The 15,774-nt window shown below is 71.3% G+C and carries 15 protein-coding genes; 11 read left to right on the top strand and 4 right to left on the bottom strand.

The features are described from left to right. Positions 1 to 317 precede the first annotated feature (317 nt). From egtA to egtD, 4 genes are read left to right on the top strand one after another with little or no spacing between them, the layout of a single operon-like run. Positions 318 to 1,535, top strand: a complete 1,218-nt coding sequence (gene egtA / locus AMA02S_RS09370; protein ID WP_067454925.1) for an ergothioneine biosynthesis glutamate--cysteine ligase EgtA — start codon at positions 318 to 320, stop codon at positions 1,533 to 1,535. Then, positions 1,532 to 2,878 carry an ergothioneine biosynthesis protein EgtB gene (egtB, locus tag AMA02S_RS09365; RefSeq protein WP_067454922.1) on the top strand — a complete coding sequence of 449 codons (1,347 nt, stop codon included), beginning with the start codon at positions 1,532 to 1,534 and terminating at the stop codon, positions 2,876 to 2,878. Before egtA ends, egtB begins: the two co-directional genes overlap by 4 nt. Then, positions 2,879 to 3,613 (top strand): ergothioneine biosynthesis protein EgtC, encoded by a 735-nt coding sequence (gene egtC / locus AMA02S_RS09360; protein WP_067454919.1) that lies wholly within the window; start codon positions 2,879 to 2,881, stop codon positions 3,611 to 3,613. Positions 3,614 to 3,624: 11 nt separating this feature from the next. After that, a complete protein-coding gene (gene egtD / locus AMA02S_RS09355; RefSeq protein WP_084264939.1) occupies positions 3,625 to 4,581 on the top strand; it encodes an L-histidine N(alpha)-methyltransferase in 957 nt (318 codons plus the stop codon). Positions 4,582 to 4,602: 21 nt separating this feature from the next. Here egtD and AMA02S_RS09350 read toward each other — a convergent pair whose 3' ends face one another. Further along, on the bottom strand, positions 4,603 to 5,370 hold the full coding sequence (locus AMA02S_RS09350; RefSeq protein WP_067454916.1) for an SGNH/GDSL hydrolase family protein: 768 nt from the start codon (positions 5,368 to 5,370) through the stop codon (positions 4,603 to 4,605). Between the two features lie 191 nt (positions 5,371 to 5,561). Here AMA02S_RS09350 and AMA02S_RS09345 point away from each other — a divergent pair, with 191 nt between their 5' ends. Together AMA02S_RS09345 and AMA02S_RS09340 are read left to right on the top strand one after the other, a co-directional pair. Continuing rightward, positions 5,562 to 6,707 carry an acyltransferase family protein gene (locus AMA02S_RS09345; protein WP_067454913.1) on the top strand — a complete coding sequence of 382 codons (1,146 nt, stop codon included), beginning with the start codon at positions 5,562 to 5,564 and terminating at the stop codon, positions 6,705 to 6,707. A gap of 97 nt (positions 6,708 to 6,804) precedes the next feature. Next, positions 6,805 to 7,710: a tetratricopeptide repeat protein gene (locus AMA02S_RS09340; protein WP_067454910.1), complete on the top strand. Its 906-nt coding sequence runs from the start codon at positions 6,805 to 6,807 to the stop codon at positions 7,708 to 7,710. Positions 7,711 to 7,864: 154 nt separating this feature from the next. On the opposite strand, the gene AMA02S_RS09335 is transcribed toward AMA02S_RS09340, so the two are convergent. Together AMA02S_RS09335 and AMA02S_RS09330 are read right to left on the bottom strand one after the other, a co-directional pair. After that, positions 7,865 to 8,389 (bottom strand): cysteine dioxygenase, encoded by a 525-nt coding sequence (locus AMA02S_RS09335; protein WP_067454906.1) that lies wholly within the window; start codon positions 8,387 to 8,389, stop codon positions 7,865 to 7,867. Then, positions 8,379 to 9,302, bottom strand: a complete 924-nt coding sequence (locus AMA02S_RS09330) for an amidohydrolase family protein (RefSeq protein WP_067454903.1) — start codon at positions 9,300 to 9,302, stop codon at positions 8,379 to 8,381. Before AMA02S_RS09330 ends, AMA02S_RS09335 begins: the two co-directional genes overlap by 11 nt. Positions 9,303 to 9,428: 126 nt before the next feature. Between AMA02S_RS09330 and AMA02S_RS09325 the strand changes: the two genes are divergently transcribed. Then, positions 9,429 to 10,430, top strand: a complete 1,002-nt coding sequence (locus tag AMA02S_RS09325) for a LacI family DNA-binding transcriptional regulator (protein ID WP_067454900.1) — start codon at positions 9,429 to 9,431, stop codon at positions 10,428 to 10,430. A gap of 122 nt (positions 10,431 to 10,552) precedes the next feature. On the opposite strand, the gene AMA02S_RS09320 is transcribed toward AMA02S_RS09325, so the two are convergent. After that, the gene (locus tag AMA02S_RS09320) at positions 10,553 to 12,016 is read right to left on the bottom strand and encodes an aromatic amino acid ammonia-lyase (RefSeq protein WP_084264936.1); all 1,464 of its coding nucleotides are present in this window, start codon (positions 12,014 to 12,016) and stop codon (positions 10,553 to 10,555) included. A gap of 159 nt (positions 12,017 to 12,175) precedes the next feature. Between AMA02S_RS09320 and AMA02S_RS09315 the strand changes: the two genes are divergently transcribed. From AMA02S_RS09315 to AMA02S_RS09300, 4 genes are read left to right on the top strand one after another with little or no spacing between them, the layout of a single operon-like run. After that, the gene (locus AMA02S_RS09315; RefSeq protein ID WP_067454897.1) at positions 12,176 to 13,342 is read left to right on the top strand and encodes an ABC transporter ATP-binding protein; all 1,167 of its coding nucleotides are present in this window, start codon (positions 12,176 to 12,178) and stop codon (positions 13,340 to 13,342) included. Further along, positions 13,342 to 13,992: an ABC transporter permease gene (locus AMA02S_RS09310; RefSeq protein WP_067454895.1), complete on the top strand. Its 651-nt coding sequence runs from the start codon at positions 13,342 to 13,344 to the stop codon at positions 13,990 to 13,992. The genes AMA02S_RS09315 and AMA02S_RS09310 overlap by 1 nt, the downstream gene beginning before the upstream one ends. Next, positions 13,989 to 14,675, top strand: a complete 687-nt coding sequence (locus AMA02S_RS09305; RefSeq protein ID WP_067454892.1) for an ABC transporter permease — start codon at positions 13,989 to 13,991, stop codon at positions 14,673 to 14,675. Before AMA02S_RS09310 ends, AMA02S_RS09305 begins: the two co-directional genes overlap by 4 nt. Positions 14,676 to 14,699: 24 nt before the next feature. Further along, positions 14,700 to 15,623: an ABC transporter substrate-binding protein gene (locus AMA02S_RS09300; RefSeq protein ID WP_067454889.1), complete on the top strand. Its 924-nt coding sequence runs from the start codon at positions 14,700 to 14,702 to the stop codon at positions 15,621 to 15,623. Positions 15,624 to 15,774: the final 151 nt, after the last annotated feature.

Below are 15,774 nucleotides of genomic sequence, written 5' to 3'. Positions count from 1 at the left end.
GGCGGCGTGCGCGTCGTAGAGGGAGCCAAGGTCCCCGCGCATGTGACCTCCCGGAATTGTGGTCGGTGGTATCGCTGCCGGTGTCGAACGTCCGCAAGCGGACATACCGCCGGGTACCGGGACTCTAGCGGCTCCCGTCAAGAGCTGCGACGCCGGGGGACGGGTGGGAAGGCCTCGCGGGCGCGAATGGTATGCGGCCTACCAGCGGAGAGTGACGTTCATGGAGATTTAAGGAAGTTCCCGAAATTTGTCGGATTCCTGATCCGGTTCAGCAGGGAAGGATTCGAACCCGTGATCGAATTTCGGAGGAGTCGAGGGTGACCCGGTTGACGGTGGACGATGTCTACCAGCACATATGCGGCGTTTGTTTTAAGACGGGCCCGCCCGGCACGGTCGGCGCGGAGACCGAGTGGTTCGTGGTCGATGCGCGCGACCCCGCCGCGCATGTCCCCGGTGAGCGGGTGCGCGACCTCGTGGAGGCGGCCGGCCCGCCGTCCGGCGGGAGCAAGGTGACCTACGAGCCCGGCGGCCAACTGGAGCTCAGCTCCGCCCCGTTCCGCGGTCTCAAGCGGCTGCACCGCGCGCTCCAGGGGGACATCACACACATCGAGGACGCGCTGGAACCGGCCGGGCTCGCGCTCGCCGGGCACGGCGTCGACCCGGTGCGGCGCCCGCACTTCCAGGCCGAGCACCCGCGCTACCAGTGCATGCGCGACTACTACGTGTCGGGCGGCTTCGCCGACGTGGGCCTGGCGATGATGTGCTCCACCGCGTCCGTCCAGGTGTGCCTGGACATCGGCAACGACGACGCCGACGCGCTCCGGCGCTGGCGCCTCGCGCACGCGCTCGGCCCGGTACTGGTCGCCGCGTTCGCCAACTCGCCGCTGCACTCCGGCCGGCGCACCGGGCTGCGCTCGTCGCGGCAGGGCATCTGGACGGAGCTGGACCCGTGCCGCACGTTGCCCGTCCTGCGCCTCGGCACCGACACCGACCCGGCCGAGGCGTGGATGCGCTACGCGCTGGACGCGCAGGTCATGCTCGTCCACACGGCTGAGGGCAAATGGGTGTCCCATCCCGGGATGTCCTTCCGGGAGTGGCTCGACAAGGGCGAGCCCGACGAGGAGGACCTGGAATACCACCTGTCCACGCTGTTCCCGCCCGTCCGCCCGCGCGGATGGCTGGAGCTGAGGATGATCGACGCGCTGCCCGGCCCGTACTGGCCGGTTCCAGTCGCTGTCGCCACCGCGCTGCTGGACGACCCCGTCGCGGCGGACACGGCCGAGGCCGCCACCGAGCCGGTCGCGCACCTGTGGACGGAGGCCGCGCGGTGCGGTCTCGCCCACGCCGCGCTGGCCGGCGCCGCGCGGACGTGTTTCCGCGCCGCACTGGACGCGCTGCCCCGGCTCGGCGCGCCCAGGCTCGTCCCGCTGGTGGAGGAGTACGCCGTCCGCTACGTCGAACGTGGCCGCAGCCCCGCCGACGACGCCGCCCCCCATTCCCCGATGTCCGAGGAGGACTCAGCATGGCCCCAATGAGATCCCCGGGCTCGACCGCCGAGCACGACGAGGACGCGCTCAAGGAACTGATCGCCCGCGAGCTCGGCGCGGTCCGCGGCCGCAGCCTGGGCCTGACCACCGACGTCCTTCCGGAGACCGACCTCACCGCGCAGGTCTCGCCGCTGATGTCGCCGCTCGTGTGGGACCTCGCGCACATCGGCAACTACGAGGAATTGTGGCTGCTCCGCGCGGCCGCCGGGATCGAGCCGATGCGCCCGGAGATCGACGGCCTCTACGACGCGTTCGAGCATCCGCGCGCCGAGCGCCCGTCCCTGCCGCTGCTGCCGCCCGGCGAGGCGCGTTCCTACATCGAGACCGTCCGCGCCAAGGTGCTCGACTCGCTGTCGTCCGTCCGGTTCGACCCCGGAAACCCGCTGACGTCCGGCGGGTTCGTCTACGGCATGGTCGTCCAGCACGAGCACATGCACGACGAGACGATGCTGGCCACGCACCAGCTCCGCAAGGGAGCCCCGGCGCTTCTCGACCCGCCCGCCGAGCCCCTGCAGAAACCTGGCGGACCCAGCGGTACGGACGAGGTGCTGGTCGAGGCGGGCCCGTTCCAGATGGGCACCTCGGATGACCCATGGGCCTACGACAACGAGCGCCCCGTCCATCTGGTGGACGTCCCTGCGTTCTACATCGACGTCGAGCCCGTGACGAACGCCGCGTACACGGCGTTCATCGAAGCCGGTGGATACGACGACCCGCGCTGGTGGGATCCCGCGGGATGGGAGTGGCGCAACTCCAGCGGCAAACAGGCCCCCGGCTTCTGGGCCCGCGAACGCGACCAGTGGGTGCGGCGCCGATTCGGACGCCTCGAACCCGTCCCGCCCGAGGAAGCCGTCCAGCACGTGTGCTGGTACGAGGCGGACGCCTATGCGCGGTGGGCCGGGAAGCGGCTTCCGACCGAGGCCGAGTGGGAGAAGGCCGCCCGCTGGGATCCCGCCGCACAGCACTCGCGGCGCTACCCCTGGGGTGAGGTGTACGAGGAGGGACGCGCCAACCTGGGGCAACAGATGCTCCACCCGTCCAACAGCGGCTCTTACACCGCCGGTGCGTCGGCGTACGGGGTGAGGCGCCTGCTCGGGGACGTGTGGGAATGGACGTCGTCGGACTTCCACGGATATCCCGGGTTCCGCTCCTTCCCCTACAAGGAATACTCGGAGGTCTTCTTCGGGCCCGAATACAAGGTCCTGCGAGGCGGCTCCTGGGCGACGCACCCGCTCGCCGTACGCGGTTCCTTCCGCAACTGGGACTATCCGATCCGACGCCAGATCTTCTGCGGTTTCCGCTGCGCGAGGTCGGCGGGGGAGGGGATCTGAATGTGCCGTCACCTTGGATACCTCGGTCCCGAGCGGACGCTCCACTCGCTCATCTACGAGGGTGAGCACTCCCTGGAGCACCAGGCGTACGCGCCGCGCATGACCCAGGGGAACCTGCTCAACGCCGACGGGTACGGCGTCGGCTGGTACCAGGAAGGCGCGGCGATCCGGTTCCGGCGTGCCCAGCCGATCTGGACGGACCAGTCGTTCCGTGAGGTCGCCGGCGCCATCCGGACGACCTGCGTGGTCGCGGCGATCCGCTCGGCGACCGTGGGGTTCCCCGTCGACGAGTCGTGCGCGCAGCCGTTCCGCGCAGGGAAGCGGCTGTTCAGCCACAACGGCAAGATCGAAGGCTACGCCGGGGTGGAGGGCAAGCTGCGCGAGCTGGCCGGTGACCTCGCCGACGTCCCGGACGTGCGGGCGCCGCTCGACTCCGCCCCGCTGTTCGGCCTGGCCGCGCGGCAGTGGGAGGAGGGCGACCCGCTCGCCGAGGGCCTCGCCGCGGCCGTCGACACCATCACCACGCTCGCTCCCGGCCGCTACAACCTGCTCGCCTCGGACGGAACGACCCTGGCCGCCACCACCTGGGGCGACTCGCTGTTCGTCCGCGAGGGCGACGACGAGATCCAGATCGCCTCCGAGCCGCTCGACGGCGATCCCGGCTGGCAGGCCGTCCCCGACCGGTCGCTCGTCACCGCCGCGCTCGCGTCCGGCGTTCGTATCGACCCGCTCTGAAGGAGAACCGCGTGGACAGGTTCCTGACCGCCGACGACCTCGCCAAGACGCTCCGCCAGGACGTCCGGGAGGGGCTCACCGGCACGCCCAAGACACTGCCGCCCAAGTGGTTCTACGACGAGCGCGGCAGCGCGCTCTTCGAGGAGATCACCCGGCTGGCGGAGTACTACCCGACGCGCCGTGAACGGGAGATCCTCGTCGCGCGTGCTCCCGAGATCGCCGCCGCCACCCGCGCCCGGACGCTGCTGGAACTCGGCGCGGGCTCCGGTGAGAAGACCCGCCTTCTCCTGGACGCCCTCGACGGCACCCTGCACTCCTACATTCCGGTGGACGTCAGCGGCGACTTCCTCGAAGAGGCCGCCGCGGGCATCGCCGCCGACCACCCCGACCTCGTCGTCCGGACCGTCGTCGCCGACTACGAGCAGCACCTGCACCTGCTGCCCGCGGGGGAGCGGCGCCTCATCGCCTTCCTCGGCGGGACGATCGGCAACATGCCGCCGGCCGCCCGCGTCGGTTTCCTCGGCGGCCTGCGCGCCACCATGGGCGAGGGCGACTTCCTCCTCCTCGGCGCCGACCTCGTCAAGGACACCGGACGGCTCGTCCGCGCCTACGACGACGCGGCCGGCGTGACCGCCGATTTCAACCGCAACGTGCTGCGCGTCATCAACCGGGAACTGGACGCCGACTTCGACCCGTCCGCGTTCGAGCACGTCGCCCGCTGGGACCCCGCCGAGGAGTGGATCGAGATGCGGCTGCGCTCCACCCGCGACCAGCGCGTCCGCGTCGCCGGGCTCGACCTGGACGTGTCGTTCGCGGCGGGTGAGGAGATGCGCACCGAGGTCTCCTCGAAGTTCCGGCGCGAGCGGATGGAGTCCGAACTCGCGGCCTCCGGCCTCGAACTGGCCGCGTTCTGGACGGACGAGGCCGGCGATTTCTCCCTGACGCTGGCCCGCCCCACAGTCGACTAGTTGCGCGAGTAGCCGCGACGACTAGCCGCGAGCGGGACGGGTGAGGTTCAGCCGGGTGAGGTCGCCGACCAGGCGGGTCGCCACGTAGCGGTGGCCCGCCTGGTTCGGATGGGTGCCGTCACCGCGGATGAACTGGTGCGCGTTCCCGGGACCGGACAACCGGCTGCCGGTGATCCACTGCTCGCCGATCGGGTCGATGAACGGGATCCCGAGCTGCGTGGCCAGCGCCTTCAGCCCGTCCCGGATGGCGAGCGCGCTCGCCGGCGGGTTCCCGTTGCCCCACAACGGGCCCATCAGCACCAGCCGCGTGCCCGGCCAGCGCTGCCGGGCGCGCTCCAGTACGATGTGGGCCGCCACCGCGACCCTCGTGGCCGGGAAACGCCAGTCGTTGTGCCCGCCGGACACGATGAGCAGGTCGGGTGCGGGCCGCCATCCGAGCTGGCTCTCGAACAGCTCCAGGAACGCCTCACGGTGCGCCTGCCCGCCCCGCGCGACGAACCCGGTGCCCGCGCGGCCGCCGACGATGACCTGCCAGCCGAGCAGCCGCGCGGTGGCCGGCGCGTAGGTGGTCTCGGGGACCGCGCCCCGCTCCCCGACGGTGTAGCTGTCACCGAGGAACATCACCACCGGCGGGACGGATCGGCCCGGTCCCTTGGCCGGGCCCGCCGCCGCGGCGGACCGGTGCACCGGCCCCGCGAGCCCGCCGCAGCCTGCCAGCGAGAGGCCGACGGGCAAGCTCAGGCACAGCATGAGGATCGCCGCGCCGCGTCGGGCGCGGCGAGATGTCATGGAGGACCACCAAGTGTTCCGGGGGGAATGTACGGGCATCCTACTGATCCGGGCCGCGAACCCGTGGCCGTCCACGCCGACTGGGCGCTTCCTCCCCCGATCGAGACCGCATCGTTTCCTACACCCGCCGTTCACCGCGCCCTCACCCCCCGGCCGGGACACCGCAACCGGGCACCGGGACAGTGCCGCGGGTGACCCGGCGTGCGCGGCTGCGCGAACTCGATCTACTCCGCTTCGTGGCGGCTCTGGCGGTGGTGTTCTACCACTTCACCGGCTTCGGCGGAGGCGGGCCGTGGCCCGAGCCCGCGCGGAACGTCTTCCCGGAGTTGGACGGGATCACGCGGTACGGATACCTCGGCGTGGACCTGTTCTTCGTGATCAGCGGGTTCGTCATCCTGATGAGCGCCTGGGGACGCGGGCCCGGCGAGTTCGGGATCTCCCGGCTGGTCCGGCTGATGCCCGCGTACTGGGCGAGCGTGCTGCTCGGCGCGGCCGTGTACGCGGTGTTCCGGGAGGGGAACGGGGTCCCTGGCCTGGTGGTGCCCAACATGACGATGATGCAGGGCGGGCTCGGCCTCCGGAACGTGGACGCCGTGTACTGGACGCTCTGGGTCGAGATGCACTTCTACGTCCTGGTCGCCGTCCTCGCGGGCATCGGGATCACCTACCGGTCCTGCCTGATCTTCATGGCCGCGTGGATGTTCGGCGGGGTGTTCGCCGACGAGGCCGGGAACGAACTGCTGCAGATCATGCTGGTGCCGACGTGGAGTCCGTACTTCATCGCGGGCATGGCGCTCTACATGATCCACCGGTTCGGTCCGACGCTGCTGCTGTGGGGGTATGTGGCGGCGTCCTGGCTGCTGGCGCTGCACTGGGGCGCATGGCGGGCGGGGAACGCGTTCAAGGGGGCGGACGACCTGGTCGTCTCCGTGGTCGTCACGGGGATCTTCCTGGTCATGATCCTGGTCGCGACAGGGCGGTTGAGCCGCGTCAGCTGGAGCGGCCTGACGGTGCTCGGTGCGCTCACCTACCCGCTCTACCTCGTCCATTCGCAGCTCGCGCTTCCCCTGCTGGACGCGGTGTACCCGGGCCTGAACAGGTGGGCGGCGCTCGCGGTCGCGATCACGGCGTCGCTGGTGCTCGCGTACGCGCTGCACCGGCTGATCGAGAAGCCGGGTGCGCGGTGGATGCGGGCGCGGCTGCTGGCCTCTCTCCAGCCGATGAGGGAGACCACGGCGCAGTCCGGGCAGGCCGGCTCGGGGTCCTCCGCGTCGCCCGCGCCGGTCGGATCCGTGCCCGCCGCGCGTCCGCCGGACGCCGAACTCGTGCGCAACTGACGGCGGCACCACCGTTCGGCGAGGTGGGCCCGCGGTACGCTTTCGCGCTGGTCAACGCTGACCTGGGTATTCGGGGCCACAGGCGAGGAGGTGATGTATGCCGCCCTTCAGCCGGCACGGCTCGGAACTGGATCCGCCGCCGGATGCGGTGCTCGACCCGTGCATGGACGACCCGGCGGCGCACCGGGTCCGCGAGGCCATGCGGCGCCACGACTGGACGGAGGTGACCGCCTTCTTCGAGGCGATCACCGACCCCGACGACCGGGCGTTCCACATCGGCGTGTGCGCGGGCGCGCCCGGCGTACAGGACTGGATCACCGAGTGGTGCCGGGCGCAGCCGGCGGCCACGCTCCCCATGGTGATCCGCGGCGCGCACGCTCTGTCGCGCAACGCCCCGGGCCTCGCGGAGGAGTGCCTGAGCGCGGTCGTCGCGCGTGACGCCGACGATGCCGTCGCCTGGGCCCTGCTTCTCGGGGCGGCCCGCGCCGGACGGCTCGACGCCCAGGAGGCGAAGTGGCGCTTCGAGCGGGTCGTGGCCCTCCATCCCGGTCATCTGGTAGCGCATGCGGAGATGCTCGCCTATCTCGGACAGCAGGGCGGCCACGACGAGGCGTTGGGATTCGCCCGCGACGCGGTCGGCGGATCCCCGGCGGGCAGCCCGCTGGGGATCCTCGTCGCGAACGCCCACATCGGCCTATGGCAGTCGCTTCCGCGCGCCGGACGCGGCCCCTACATGGCGGAGGAGGCCGTCCGCGACGATCTGCTCTCGGCGGCGGACCACTCGATCTGGCATGCCGCCTACCAGGCCCGTCCCGGCTGGCCGGTGATCCACAACGCGTTCGCGTTCGCCTTCGTGATGGCCGGCGAACTGCCCGCCGCGGTGGAGATGTTCGAGCTGATCGGCCACCGCGTCACCGAGCGGCCCTGGGCCGCCTACCGGTCCGATCCGGTCGCGGCGTTCGGCGAACTGCGCCAGTGGGTGGTCGATTGGACCGATGTGTGACGTTTTTGTGCGGGGGGTCGCTGAGGGAAGTGTGGGCGGCCGGCCGATGTGAGCGGGCATCGGACGACCGCCCACCTCCGGCGGGTCCGTCTCCCCCGGTCGGGCCCGCCGGAGGCCGGACGTCACGACACCCGCACGTCAGGGCACCGGCACGTCAGGGCACCGCGTCCAGCGGGCGCAGTTCGTCGGCGTAGCTGACCGAGAGGCGGCGCATCAGTCCCGTCTTGTCGATGGAGTACTGGCCGAGCCGCCATAGCGGCGGCGAGTACGCGTGGATGGACACGCTCGTGTTCGCCGCCCCCACGAGCCGGTGGATGTGGTCGGGGCCGAAGCAGAAGGACTGGCCTTCGGGCACGACCGTCCGCACGTGGGCGCCGCCGATCCGCGGGTTGTTCTCCTCCAGCGCCCCGGCGACGACCCGGACCGCCCCCGAGGAGACGTCGTGGTCGTGCCAGCCGGTGTCGTTCTGCCGGGTCCAGCAGAGCAGCCAGATGTCCACGTACTCGTCCCGGTAGAGGGACGCGTAGTGCCGCCGGTCGTCGGAGAACGCCACGTGCTGCCGCCACGTGCCGGGACGCCCGGCCAGTTCGTCGACCAGCGCGCGCAGCTCGCGCTTGTCCAGCGTACGGGCGGGGAGCCCCTCGAAGGCGGGCGTGCGGGGCAGGACCTCAGACGACACGGTGTGGCTCCTCTCCGAACAACAGACGATGCGGGTTGGCCACGCGGAACGCGTGGCGCGCGGCCTCGCCGAGACCGAGGTCGCGGGGGCCGGCGTACGGCAGGTCGGTGCCATGTGCGATCACGTCCACGCCGAGGGCGCGGACCATCGCGTCCACGGCCTTCGGCCCGTAGGACGACGTCTCGACGAACACGTCCGGGTCGACGACACCGCGCCCCCCGCCGCGCGCCGCGAGCCGTTCCCCGTGCAGCGGCGCCAGCCCGGCGAGCATCGTGAAGCAGACACGCAACCTCGGATGTCGCGGCCGTCCGAACGCCCGGAACGCGAACCAGGCCGCATGCATCTGCTGCACGTAGGGCACCAGCGGCCCCCACCATCCCGGCGCGCCCGTCGTGTCCCGCGGCGCGGGTCCGGGATGGACGAGAAGGGGCAGGTCATGGTCCTCCAGGACGGCCAACAGGGGGCTGGATCGTTCCATGGACCGAGGGTCCGCGAGCGCGGTGGCGGGGAGTTGGAGCCCGGCGAACCCCTCACCGAGCGTCCGGTCGAGGGACGCGGGGTCGGGCTCGCAGACGCAGGCGGCGGCCCAGGCGCCGAAGGGGGCGGGGAGCGCGGCGGCGCCCTCGTGGTAGGCGTCCAGGATCGGGCGTGCCTCGGACGGCGGCAGTGACTCCACGCCGAGGGGGGACGAGAGCGAGATCAGCGCCCGGTCGAGGTCGTCGTCGCGGAGGCGTGCCGCGCGCAGCGCGACGTCGTGGGCGGCGGGATCGATGTCGTGGGGCGGCTCTCCGGCCAGATGGAGTTTCCAGCCGTCCAGGTAAGGGGGAGCGGGGCGACGGCGAAGTGCCGCGACGAGCGGCGCGCTCCACAGATGCTGGTGCACGTCGATGTGTGTTTCGTCACGCGCCCTCATGCAGGGGCCCTCCTCTCGCCCACGTTACTGAACCGTATCAGTTAACCGTTTCAGTGAACCGGTTCAGAGGGCGGGTCGTCAAGTCGCGTCCCCGGTTTCGTCGGCGTGGGCCTCTAGGGTTGAGGGGTGCCAGACAGGCGCAAGCGCGCGACCATCCGCGAGGTGGCGCAGGCGACAGGGTTGTCGCCTGCCGCCGTGTCCTATGCGCTGCGCGGCATCCAGACATCGGAGGAGACGCAGGAGCGGGTCCGCGCGGCGGCCGAGGAACTCGGCTACGAGGCGCACCCGATCGCGCGCGCCCTGGCCAGCGGCCGAACCGACCAGGTCGGCATGCTGTGCGGATCGCTGGAGGACTACTGGCAGCAGTCCCTCGCGGTCGGCATCGGCCGCGCGCTGCTCGCCCGCGACCGCTACGCCCTGATCGTGGACGCCGGCGGCGACCCCGAGCGGGAACTGGCCCTCGCCCGGCGGCTGCGCGATCAGCGGGTGGACGGCTTGATCGTCCAGCCGCTCGACCCGTCCGCCGCGCTGTGGTCGGAGCTGGCCGACACGATCCCGGTCGTGTCCATCGGTGACGCGCTGCGCGGCGGTCAGGCGCAGGGCGAGGTCGTGTTCGACAACCGCCGAGGCGTCACGCTGGCGCTGGAGCACCTGCGCGACCTCGGCCACCAGCGGCTCACCGTGTTCACCCCGACCCGGGCGAGCACCCCCGACCGTCCCGCCGACGTGCACGTCAACGCCGAGGCCGAGCGGCTCGGGCTGCGCGTGGACGTGGTGGTGGCACCGCAGTCGCTGGGCGAGGCCACCGAGATCGCCCTGCGGGTGCTCGGGGGGCCGGACCGTCCCTCGGCGGTCTTCTGCTTCGCCGACTCCATCGCCTACGGCGTCTACGCCGCCACCCGCGAGCTCGGCCTCGCCGTGCCAGGCGATGTCGCGGTCTGCGGCTACGACAACCATCCGATGTCGGCACTGCTCACCCCGCCGCTCACCACCGTCGACTGGGACATCGAGGGCATCGTGCACGCCGCCGTCCGGCTGATCGTGGACGTCATCGACGGCAAGCCGCGCAAGCGCCGCGTCGTCCGCGAGCCCTCGCTGCGCGTGCGCGACTCGACGGGCTGTGTTTAGTCCAATCCCGGCCCAGAGGGGCTCGCCCGGCGGCTCGCCCCCTTGACCGTGCTTGGGCGAGCGCGTCATCGCGCGCTCGCGTGGGGACGAGGTCGCAGACGAGGTCAGGCTTGTTGATCGGGTCAGAACTGAAGGCGGGTCAGGCTCGGGAGGAGGTCCGCGGCCACGGCGATGTCGGCGTCCAGCGGGCGGTCGTCTATGCGCGGGTCCAGCACGGCGCCGGCCTGGTCGAAGGCCGATCGGAGCGGGCCGCCGGAGGGTGCGCGGCCCTGCATCCGCAACGCCCGGACGGCCGCCACCAGCTCGCAGCCCAGGCCGAGCCTGTAGGCGGCGACGGCGTCGGTGGTCGCGCGGGCCGACTGGGTGGAGAAGCCGGCGTGCTCCTCGACGCCGCGTGACAGCACCGCGCTGCCAAGCGCCGCGGGGGTGGCGAGCCGCCGGACGTCGGCGAGGCATGAGTGCGCCACATACTCCAGGATCATGATCCCGGACGACGCCTCGGTGGCGCCCTGGAACGGGTAGAGGCCGGTGAAGGACGGCTCGGCGAGCGTGCCGAGCCGGGCGGCGGCCAGCGCCATCGTCTGGAAGAGCGCGGCGCGTGCCGCGTCCAGAGCGAGGCCGACGTAGGCGGTGTGGAAGTTGCCGTTGTGCCAGACGGTCCGTCCGGTGACGTCCACGAGGGGGTTCTCGGCGGCGGCGTTGATCTCGCGGGTGACGACCTCCTCGGCGTACCCGGCCGCCTCCAGCGCCGGGCCGTGGACCTGCGGGAACGCACGGTATCCGTAGGGATCCTGGATGCGCGCGGGAGCCGGCGGCTCGAACGCCAGCAGCGCCCGCATCGTGGCGGCGGCCTCCCGCTGCCCGGGGTGCGGGCACGCGTCGTGGACGGGCGGCGCGTACGGCTCCACCGAACCCCGGACGGCGAAGTGCGACAGCGCGGCGACGATGGTGGAGGCCCGGAGCATCTCCCGCAGGTCGGCGGTGGCGAGTGCCGCCTCGCCGAGGGTGGCGGCGTTGGAGCTGATGAAGGCCAGCGCGTCGGCGGAGTGCAGCGTGTAGCCGGGGCCCCGTTCGGGCACGCCGTCCGGCCCGGCCACCCAGGAACGTTCCCCGAGCAGGCACAGCGCGGTGGACGCCAGCGCCGTGAGGTCACCGGTGCCGATCGCCCCGTACACCGGCACCGGAGGGAGAAGCCCCAGGTTGAGGACGTCCGCGAGAGCTTGGAGCGCTCCACTCTCGACTCCCGAGCCGCCCGCGGCGATCTGGTTCGACCGGACGGTCAGCATCGCCCGCACGATCTCCGGGGCGACCAGTGGCCCCGCGCCCGCCGCGTGGCTGCGCAGCAGCCGCAGCCCGTGCGCGTCGGCGTCCTCCCATTCGACGTCCACGACGCGGTTGGCGCCGACCCCCGTCGTCCGCCCGTACACCGGCTGCGTCTCCGATACCTCGCGCGCGACCCGCCAGGCGGCGCGCGCACGCTCGATCCCCGCCGGATCTATGGCGATCGTCACGTCCTCGCGCGCGACTCGCACGACCTGGACGCAGGTGAGCGCGGTGCCGTCGATAACGATTCGGCTGTTCTCCACGGGCCTACGCTACTTTCCCCTTATTTCAGATAGTTATGCTCAACATACGATGTTCCGGACACGCCGGGGCTCCGAGTCGACGGTAGCCGTTGGCTACGGTTGGGTAAAAGGCCGAAATCGATCATCGGCGTTGCGGCGCCCAACGAGGACGTGAATCGTTTGATCACCTTTGAGAGCGTGACCAAGCGCTACCCGGACGGCACCGTCGCGCTCGACGACGTGAGCCTCGAATGCCCCACGGGCCAGATCACGGTGTTCGTCGGCACCTCCGGCGGGGGCAAGACGACGGCGCTGCGCACCATCAACCGGATGGTGGAGCCCACCGGCGGCCGGGTGCTCATCGACGGGCAGGATGTCCGCGAACGCAAGCCCGCCGAACTGCGGCGCGGGATCGGCTACGTCATCCAGCACGCCGGGCTGTTCCCGCACCGGACGATCGAGGACAACATCGCGACCGTCCCCTACCTGCTGCGCTGGAACAAGAAGAAGGCCCGCGACACCGCCCACGAGCTGATGGAACGGGTCGGGCTCGAACCCGGGATGGCCAAACGCTACCCGTTCCAGCTGTCGGGCGGGCAGCAGCAGCGCGTCGGCGTCGCCCGCGCGCTGGCCGCCGACCCGCCGGTCATGCTGATGGACGAGCCGTTCAGCGCCGTCGACCCCATCGTCCGCGGCGAACTCCAGGACGAGTTCCTGCGGCTCCAGGCGCAACTGCACAAGACCATCGTGTTCGTCACCCACGACATCGATGAGGCCATCAAACTCGGCGACCGGATCGCGGTGTTCCGGACGGGCGGCAAACTCGTCCAGGTCGCGAGCCCCGAGGACCTGCTGGCCCACCCCGCCGACGACTTCGTGGCGGGCTTCGTCGGCCAGAACCGCGGCATCCGCAGCCTCTCCTTCGCCGACACCGCCGACCTGAGCCTGCGCGACGACCTCGTCCTCCCGGTGACCGCCACCGGCGCGGACACCGCGGACCTGGAATGGGTGCTGGTCGTCGACGAGGGCCGGCGCCCGCTCGGGTGGACCCGGGGGCCTGAGGTCGCCGGCCCGCTCGCGGAGGAGGCGCTGGCGCCGGTCGGCGCGACGTTCGAGGTCGGGACCGACTCGGTGCGCGGCGCCCTGGACGCCGCCGTGCTGTCCCCGTCCGGACTCGCGGTCGGGGTCGACGAGGGCGGCGCTGTCGTCGGCGTGACCGGCGGGGCCGAGTTGCTCGCCGTGCCCACCCACGGCGCGGGCCACCACCGCCTGGGCGAGACCGGAGCGCGCCCGGCGGCCGGGCAGGACGCCCCGGGGTCCGCCGCCGAGAACGGTGCCTCCGACTGATGGACATCGACTGGGGCTGGATCGGCGACCACACCGACACGCTCACCGACCACGCGCTCATCCACCTGCGGCTCGCGCTCCTGCCGGTGCTGTTCGGCCTGCTGATCTCGCTGCCGCTCGGGGTGCTGTGCCGCCGCTGGGGCTGGCTCTACCCGCCCGTCCTGACCATGTCGAACGTGTTCTACGCGGTCCCGTCGCTCGCGCTGTTCATGATCTTCATCCAGTACACCGGGCTGGAAGCGGCCACGGTCATGATCCCGCTGACCCTCTACAGCCTGTCGGTGCTCATCCCGAACGTGGTGGACGGACTCGGCTCGGTCTCCGAACCCGTCCGGCAGGCGGCCATCGCGATGGGATTCGGGACGCTGCGGCGGCTGCTGCGGGTCGAGCTGCCCATCGCGGTGCCCATCGTGATCGCCGGGGTCCGGGTCGCCGCGGTCTCCTCCATCAGCCTCGTCGCCGTGGGCCAGCTCATCGGCCAGGGCGGGCTCGGCTACGACATCATCCGCGGCTATCAGTTGCAATTCCAGACCCAGATCATCGCCGCCTCGGTGCTGATCGTCGCGCTGGCCCTGGTCACCGACGCGATCCTGGTCACCGTCCAGCGGCTGCTCACCCCCTGGGCCCGGGCGCGCGGGAGGGCGTCATGAACGATCTGTGGAACCAGATCGACCTGTCCTGGAGCTGGCTGACCGCCTCGTCCCAGTGGCACGGCGAGGACGGCATCCCGCACCGGCTGCTCCAGCACCTGTTCTACAGCGGGGTGTCCCTGCTGTTCGCGGCCGTGATCGGGCTCGCGCTCGGCCTGCTGGTCGGCCACACCGGCCGGGGCGGCTTCCTCGCGATCAGCGTGGCCAACATCGCCCGCGCGATACCGACCTTCGGCCTGGTGCTGTTCATCGTGGTGATCGAGTACAGCATCACCCCGGTGCTGATCGCCCTCGTCGCCCTCGCCGTCCCGCCGATCCTCGTCAACACCTTCGAGGGGCTCCGCGGTGTCGACCCCGACGCCAAGGACGCCGCGCGCGGGGTGGGCATGTCGGAATGGGAGGTGCTGTGGCGGGCCGAGGTGCCCATGGCCCTGCCGCTCATCCTGCTCGGCCTGCGCACGTCCGCGATCCAGGTCGTGGCCACCGCCACCATCGCCGCCTACCCCGGTTTCGGTGGCCTCGGCCGCTACATCATCGACGGCCTGGCCCGCAACGACTACCAGCTCGTCGTCGGAGGAACGGTCCTGGTCGTGCTGCTCGCCGTCATCGTCCAGCTGATCTTCGCGGCGCTGCGCCGCCTCGTCGTCTCGCCGGGCCTGCTCGGTTCAGCCCGTTCGTCGTGAACGGCCCCGAAAGAAGGAATGACAATGAAGAACATCATCCGTGGAGCGGCCCTCGGCCTCGTAACGGTCCTGGCGTTGTCCGCCTGCGGCGGCGGGGACGACGACGATAGCAAGAACCCGCTGTCCGGTGGCGGTGAGAAGGGCACGATCACGGTCGGCGGCGCCAACTTCCCCGAGAGCGGCCTGATCGGTGAGCTGTACGCGCAGGCGCTGGAGGCCAAGGGCCTGAAGGTCCAGCGCAAGTTCAACATCGGTGCCCGCGAGATCTACTACGACCAGGTCGTCAAGGGCGGCATCAGCGTGATGCCCGAGTACAACGGCGCGCTGCTCACCACGTCCGTGGACAAGGCCAGCACCGCCGCCACCACCGAGGAGATCAACGCCGCGCTGAAGGCCAAGCTGCCGGCGAGCGTGGAGATCCTGGACTCGGCCAAGGCGGAGGACAAGGACTCGGTCACCGTCAACCCGCAGACCGCGACGAAGTACAAGCTGAAGTCCATCGCCGACCTCAAGCCGGTCGCGAACCAGCTCATCATCGCCGGCCCGTCCGAGTTCAAGACCCGCCAGCAGGGCCTCGTCGGCCTCAAGGCCAAGTACGGTCTGGAGTTCAAGAAGTTCCAGCCGTTCGACGCCGGCGCCCAGGCCACGCTGGTCAAGCTGCTGACCGAGGACAAGATCCAGGCCGCGGACCTGTTCACCACCGACCCGACCATCGAGCAGAAGAAGCTGGTCGTCCTCGAAGACCCGCAGAACGTCTTCAGCGCCCAGAACGTCACGCCGCTCATCAACAAGTCGGCGGTGTACGCCGACGCCCGCGCCGCGCTCAACGCCGTTTCGGCCAAGCTCACCACCCAGGACCTCCTGGACATGATGAAGCGCGTCGCCATCGACAAGGACGACCAGGAAGCGGTCGCCAAGGACTGGCTGAAGAAGTCCGGCCTCGCCTGACTCCGGGCCACGCACGTTCCGTGGGCGCCTCCCTCTCCGGGAGGCGCCCACGGACGTTTCACCCGGGCGAATGGGCGGTGACCCGCGCCCCCGCTCGCGGGTCACCGCCGGACCGGCGCAGTGCTCAGGACTCGGGAGTGCCTCTCTCCGT

The organism is Actinomadura macra NBRC 14102, assembly GCF_001552215.1.
Lineage (GTDB): Bacteria > Actinomycetota > Actinomycetes > Streptosporangiales > Streptosporangiaceae > Spirillospora > Spirillospora macra.
The sequence above is the reverse complement of the archived record's forward strand: the minus strand, read 5'-3'. Positions and strand labels throughout refer to the sequence as shown.

What these genes read in the sequence shown, in the direction of transcription:
- AMA02S_RS09310 (WP_067454895.1), top strand. Translation starts at nt 13,342, where the DNA reads ATGGACATCGACTGGGGCTGGATCGGCGACCACACCGACACGCTCACC.
- AMA02S_RS09340 (WP_067454910.1), top strand. Translation starts at nt 6,805, where the DNA reads ATGCCGCCCTTCAGCCGGCACGGCTCGGAACTGGATCCGCCGCCGGAT.
- AMA02S_RS09330 (WP_067454903.1), bottom strand. Translation starts at nt 9,302, where the DNA reads ATGAGGGCGCGTGACGAAACACACATCGACGTGCACCAGCATCTGTGG.
- AMA02S_RS09305 (WP_067454892.1), top strand. Translation starts at nt 13,989, where the DNA reads ATGAACGATCTGTGGAACCAGATCGACCTGTCCTGGAGCTGGCTGACC.
- egtB (WP_067454922.1), top strand. Translation starts at nt 1,532, where the DNA reads ATGAGATCCCCGGGCTCGACCGCCGAGCACGACGAGGACGCGCTCAAG.
- AMA02S_RS09300 (WP_067454889.1), top strand. Translation starts at nt 14,700, where the DNA reads ATGAAGAACATCATCCGTGGAGCGGCCCTCGGCCTCGTAACGGTCCTG.
- egtC (WP_067454919.1), top strand. Translation starts at nt 2,879, where the DNA reads ATGTGCCGTCACCTTGGATACCTCGGTCCCGAGCGGACGCTCCACTCG.
- AMA02S_RS09350 (WP_067454916.1), bottom strand. Translation starts at nt 5,370, where the DNA reads ATGACATCTCGCCGCGCCCGACGCGGCGCGGCGATCCTCATGCTGTGC.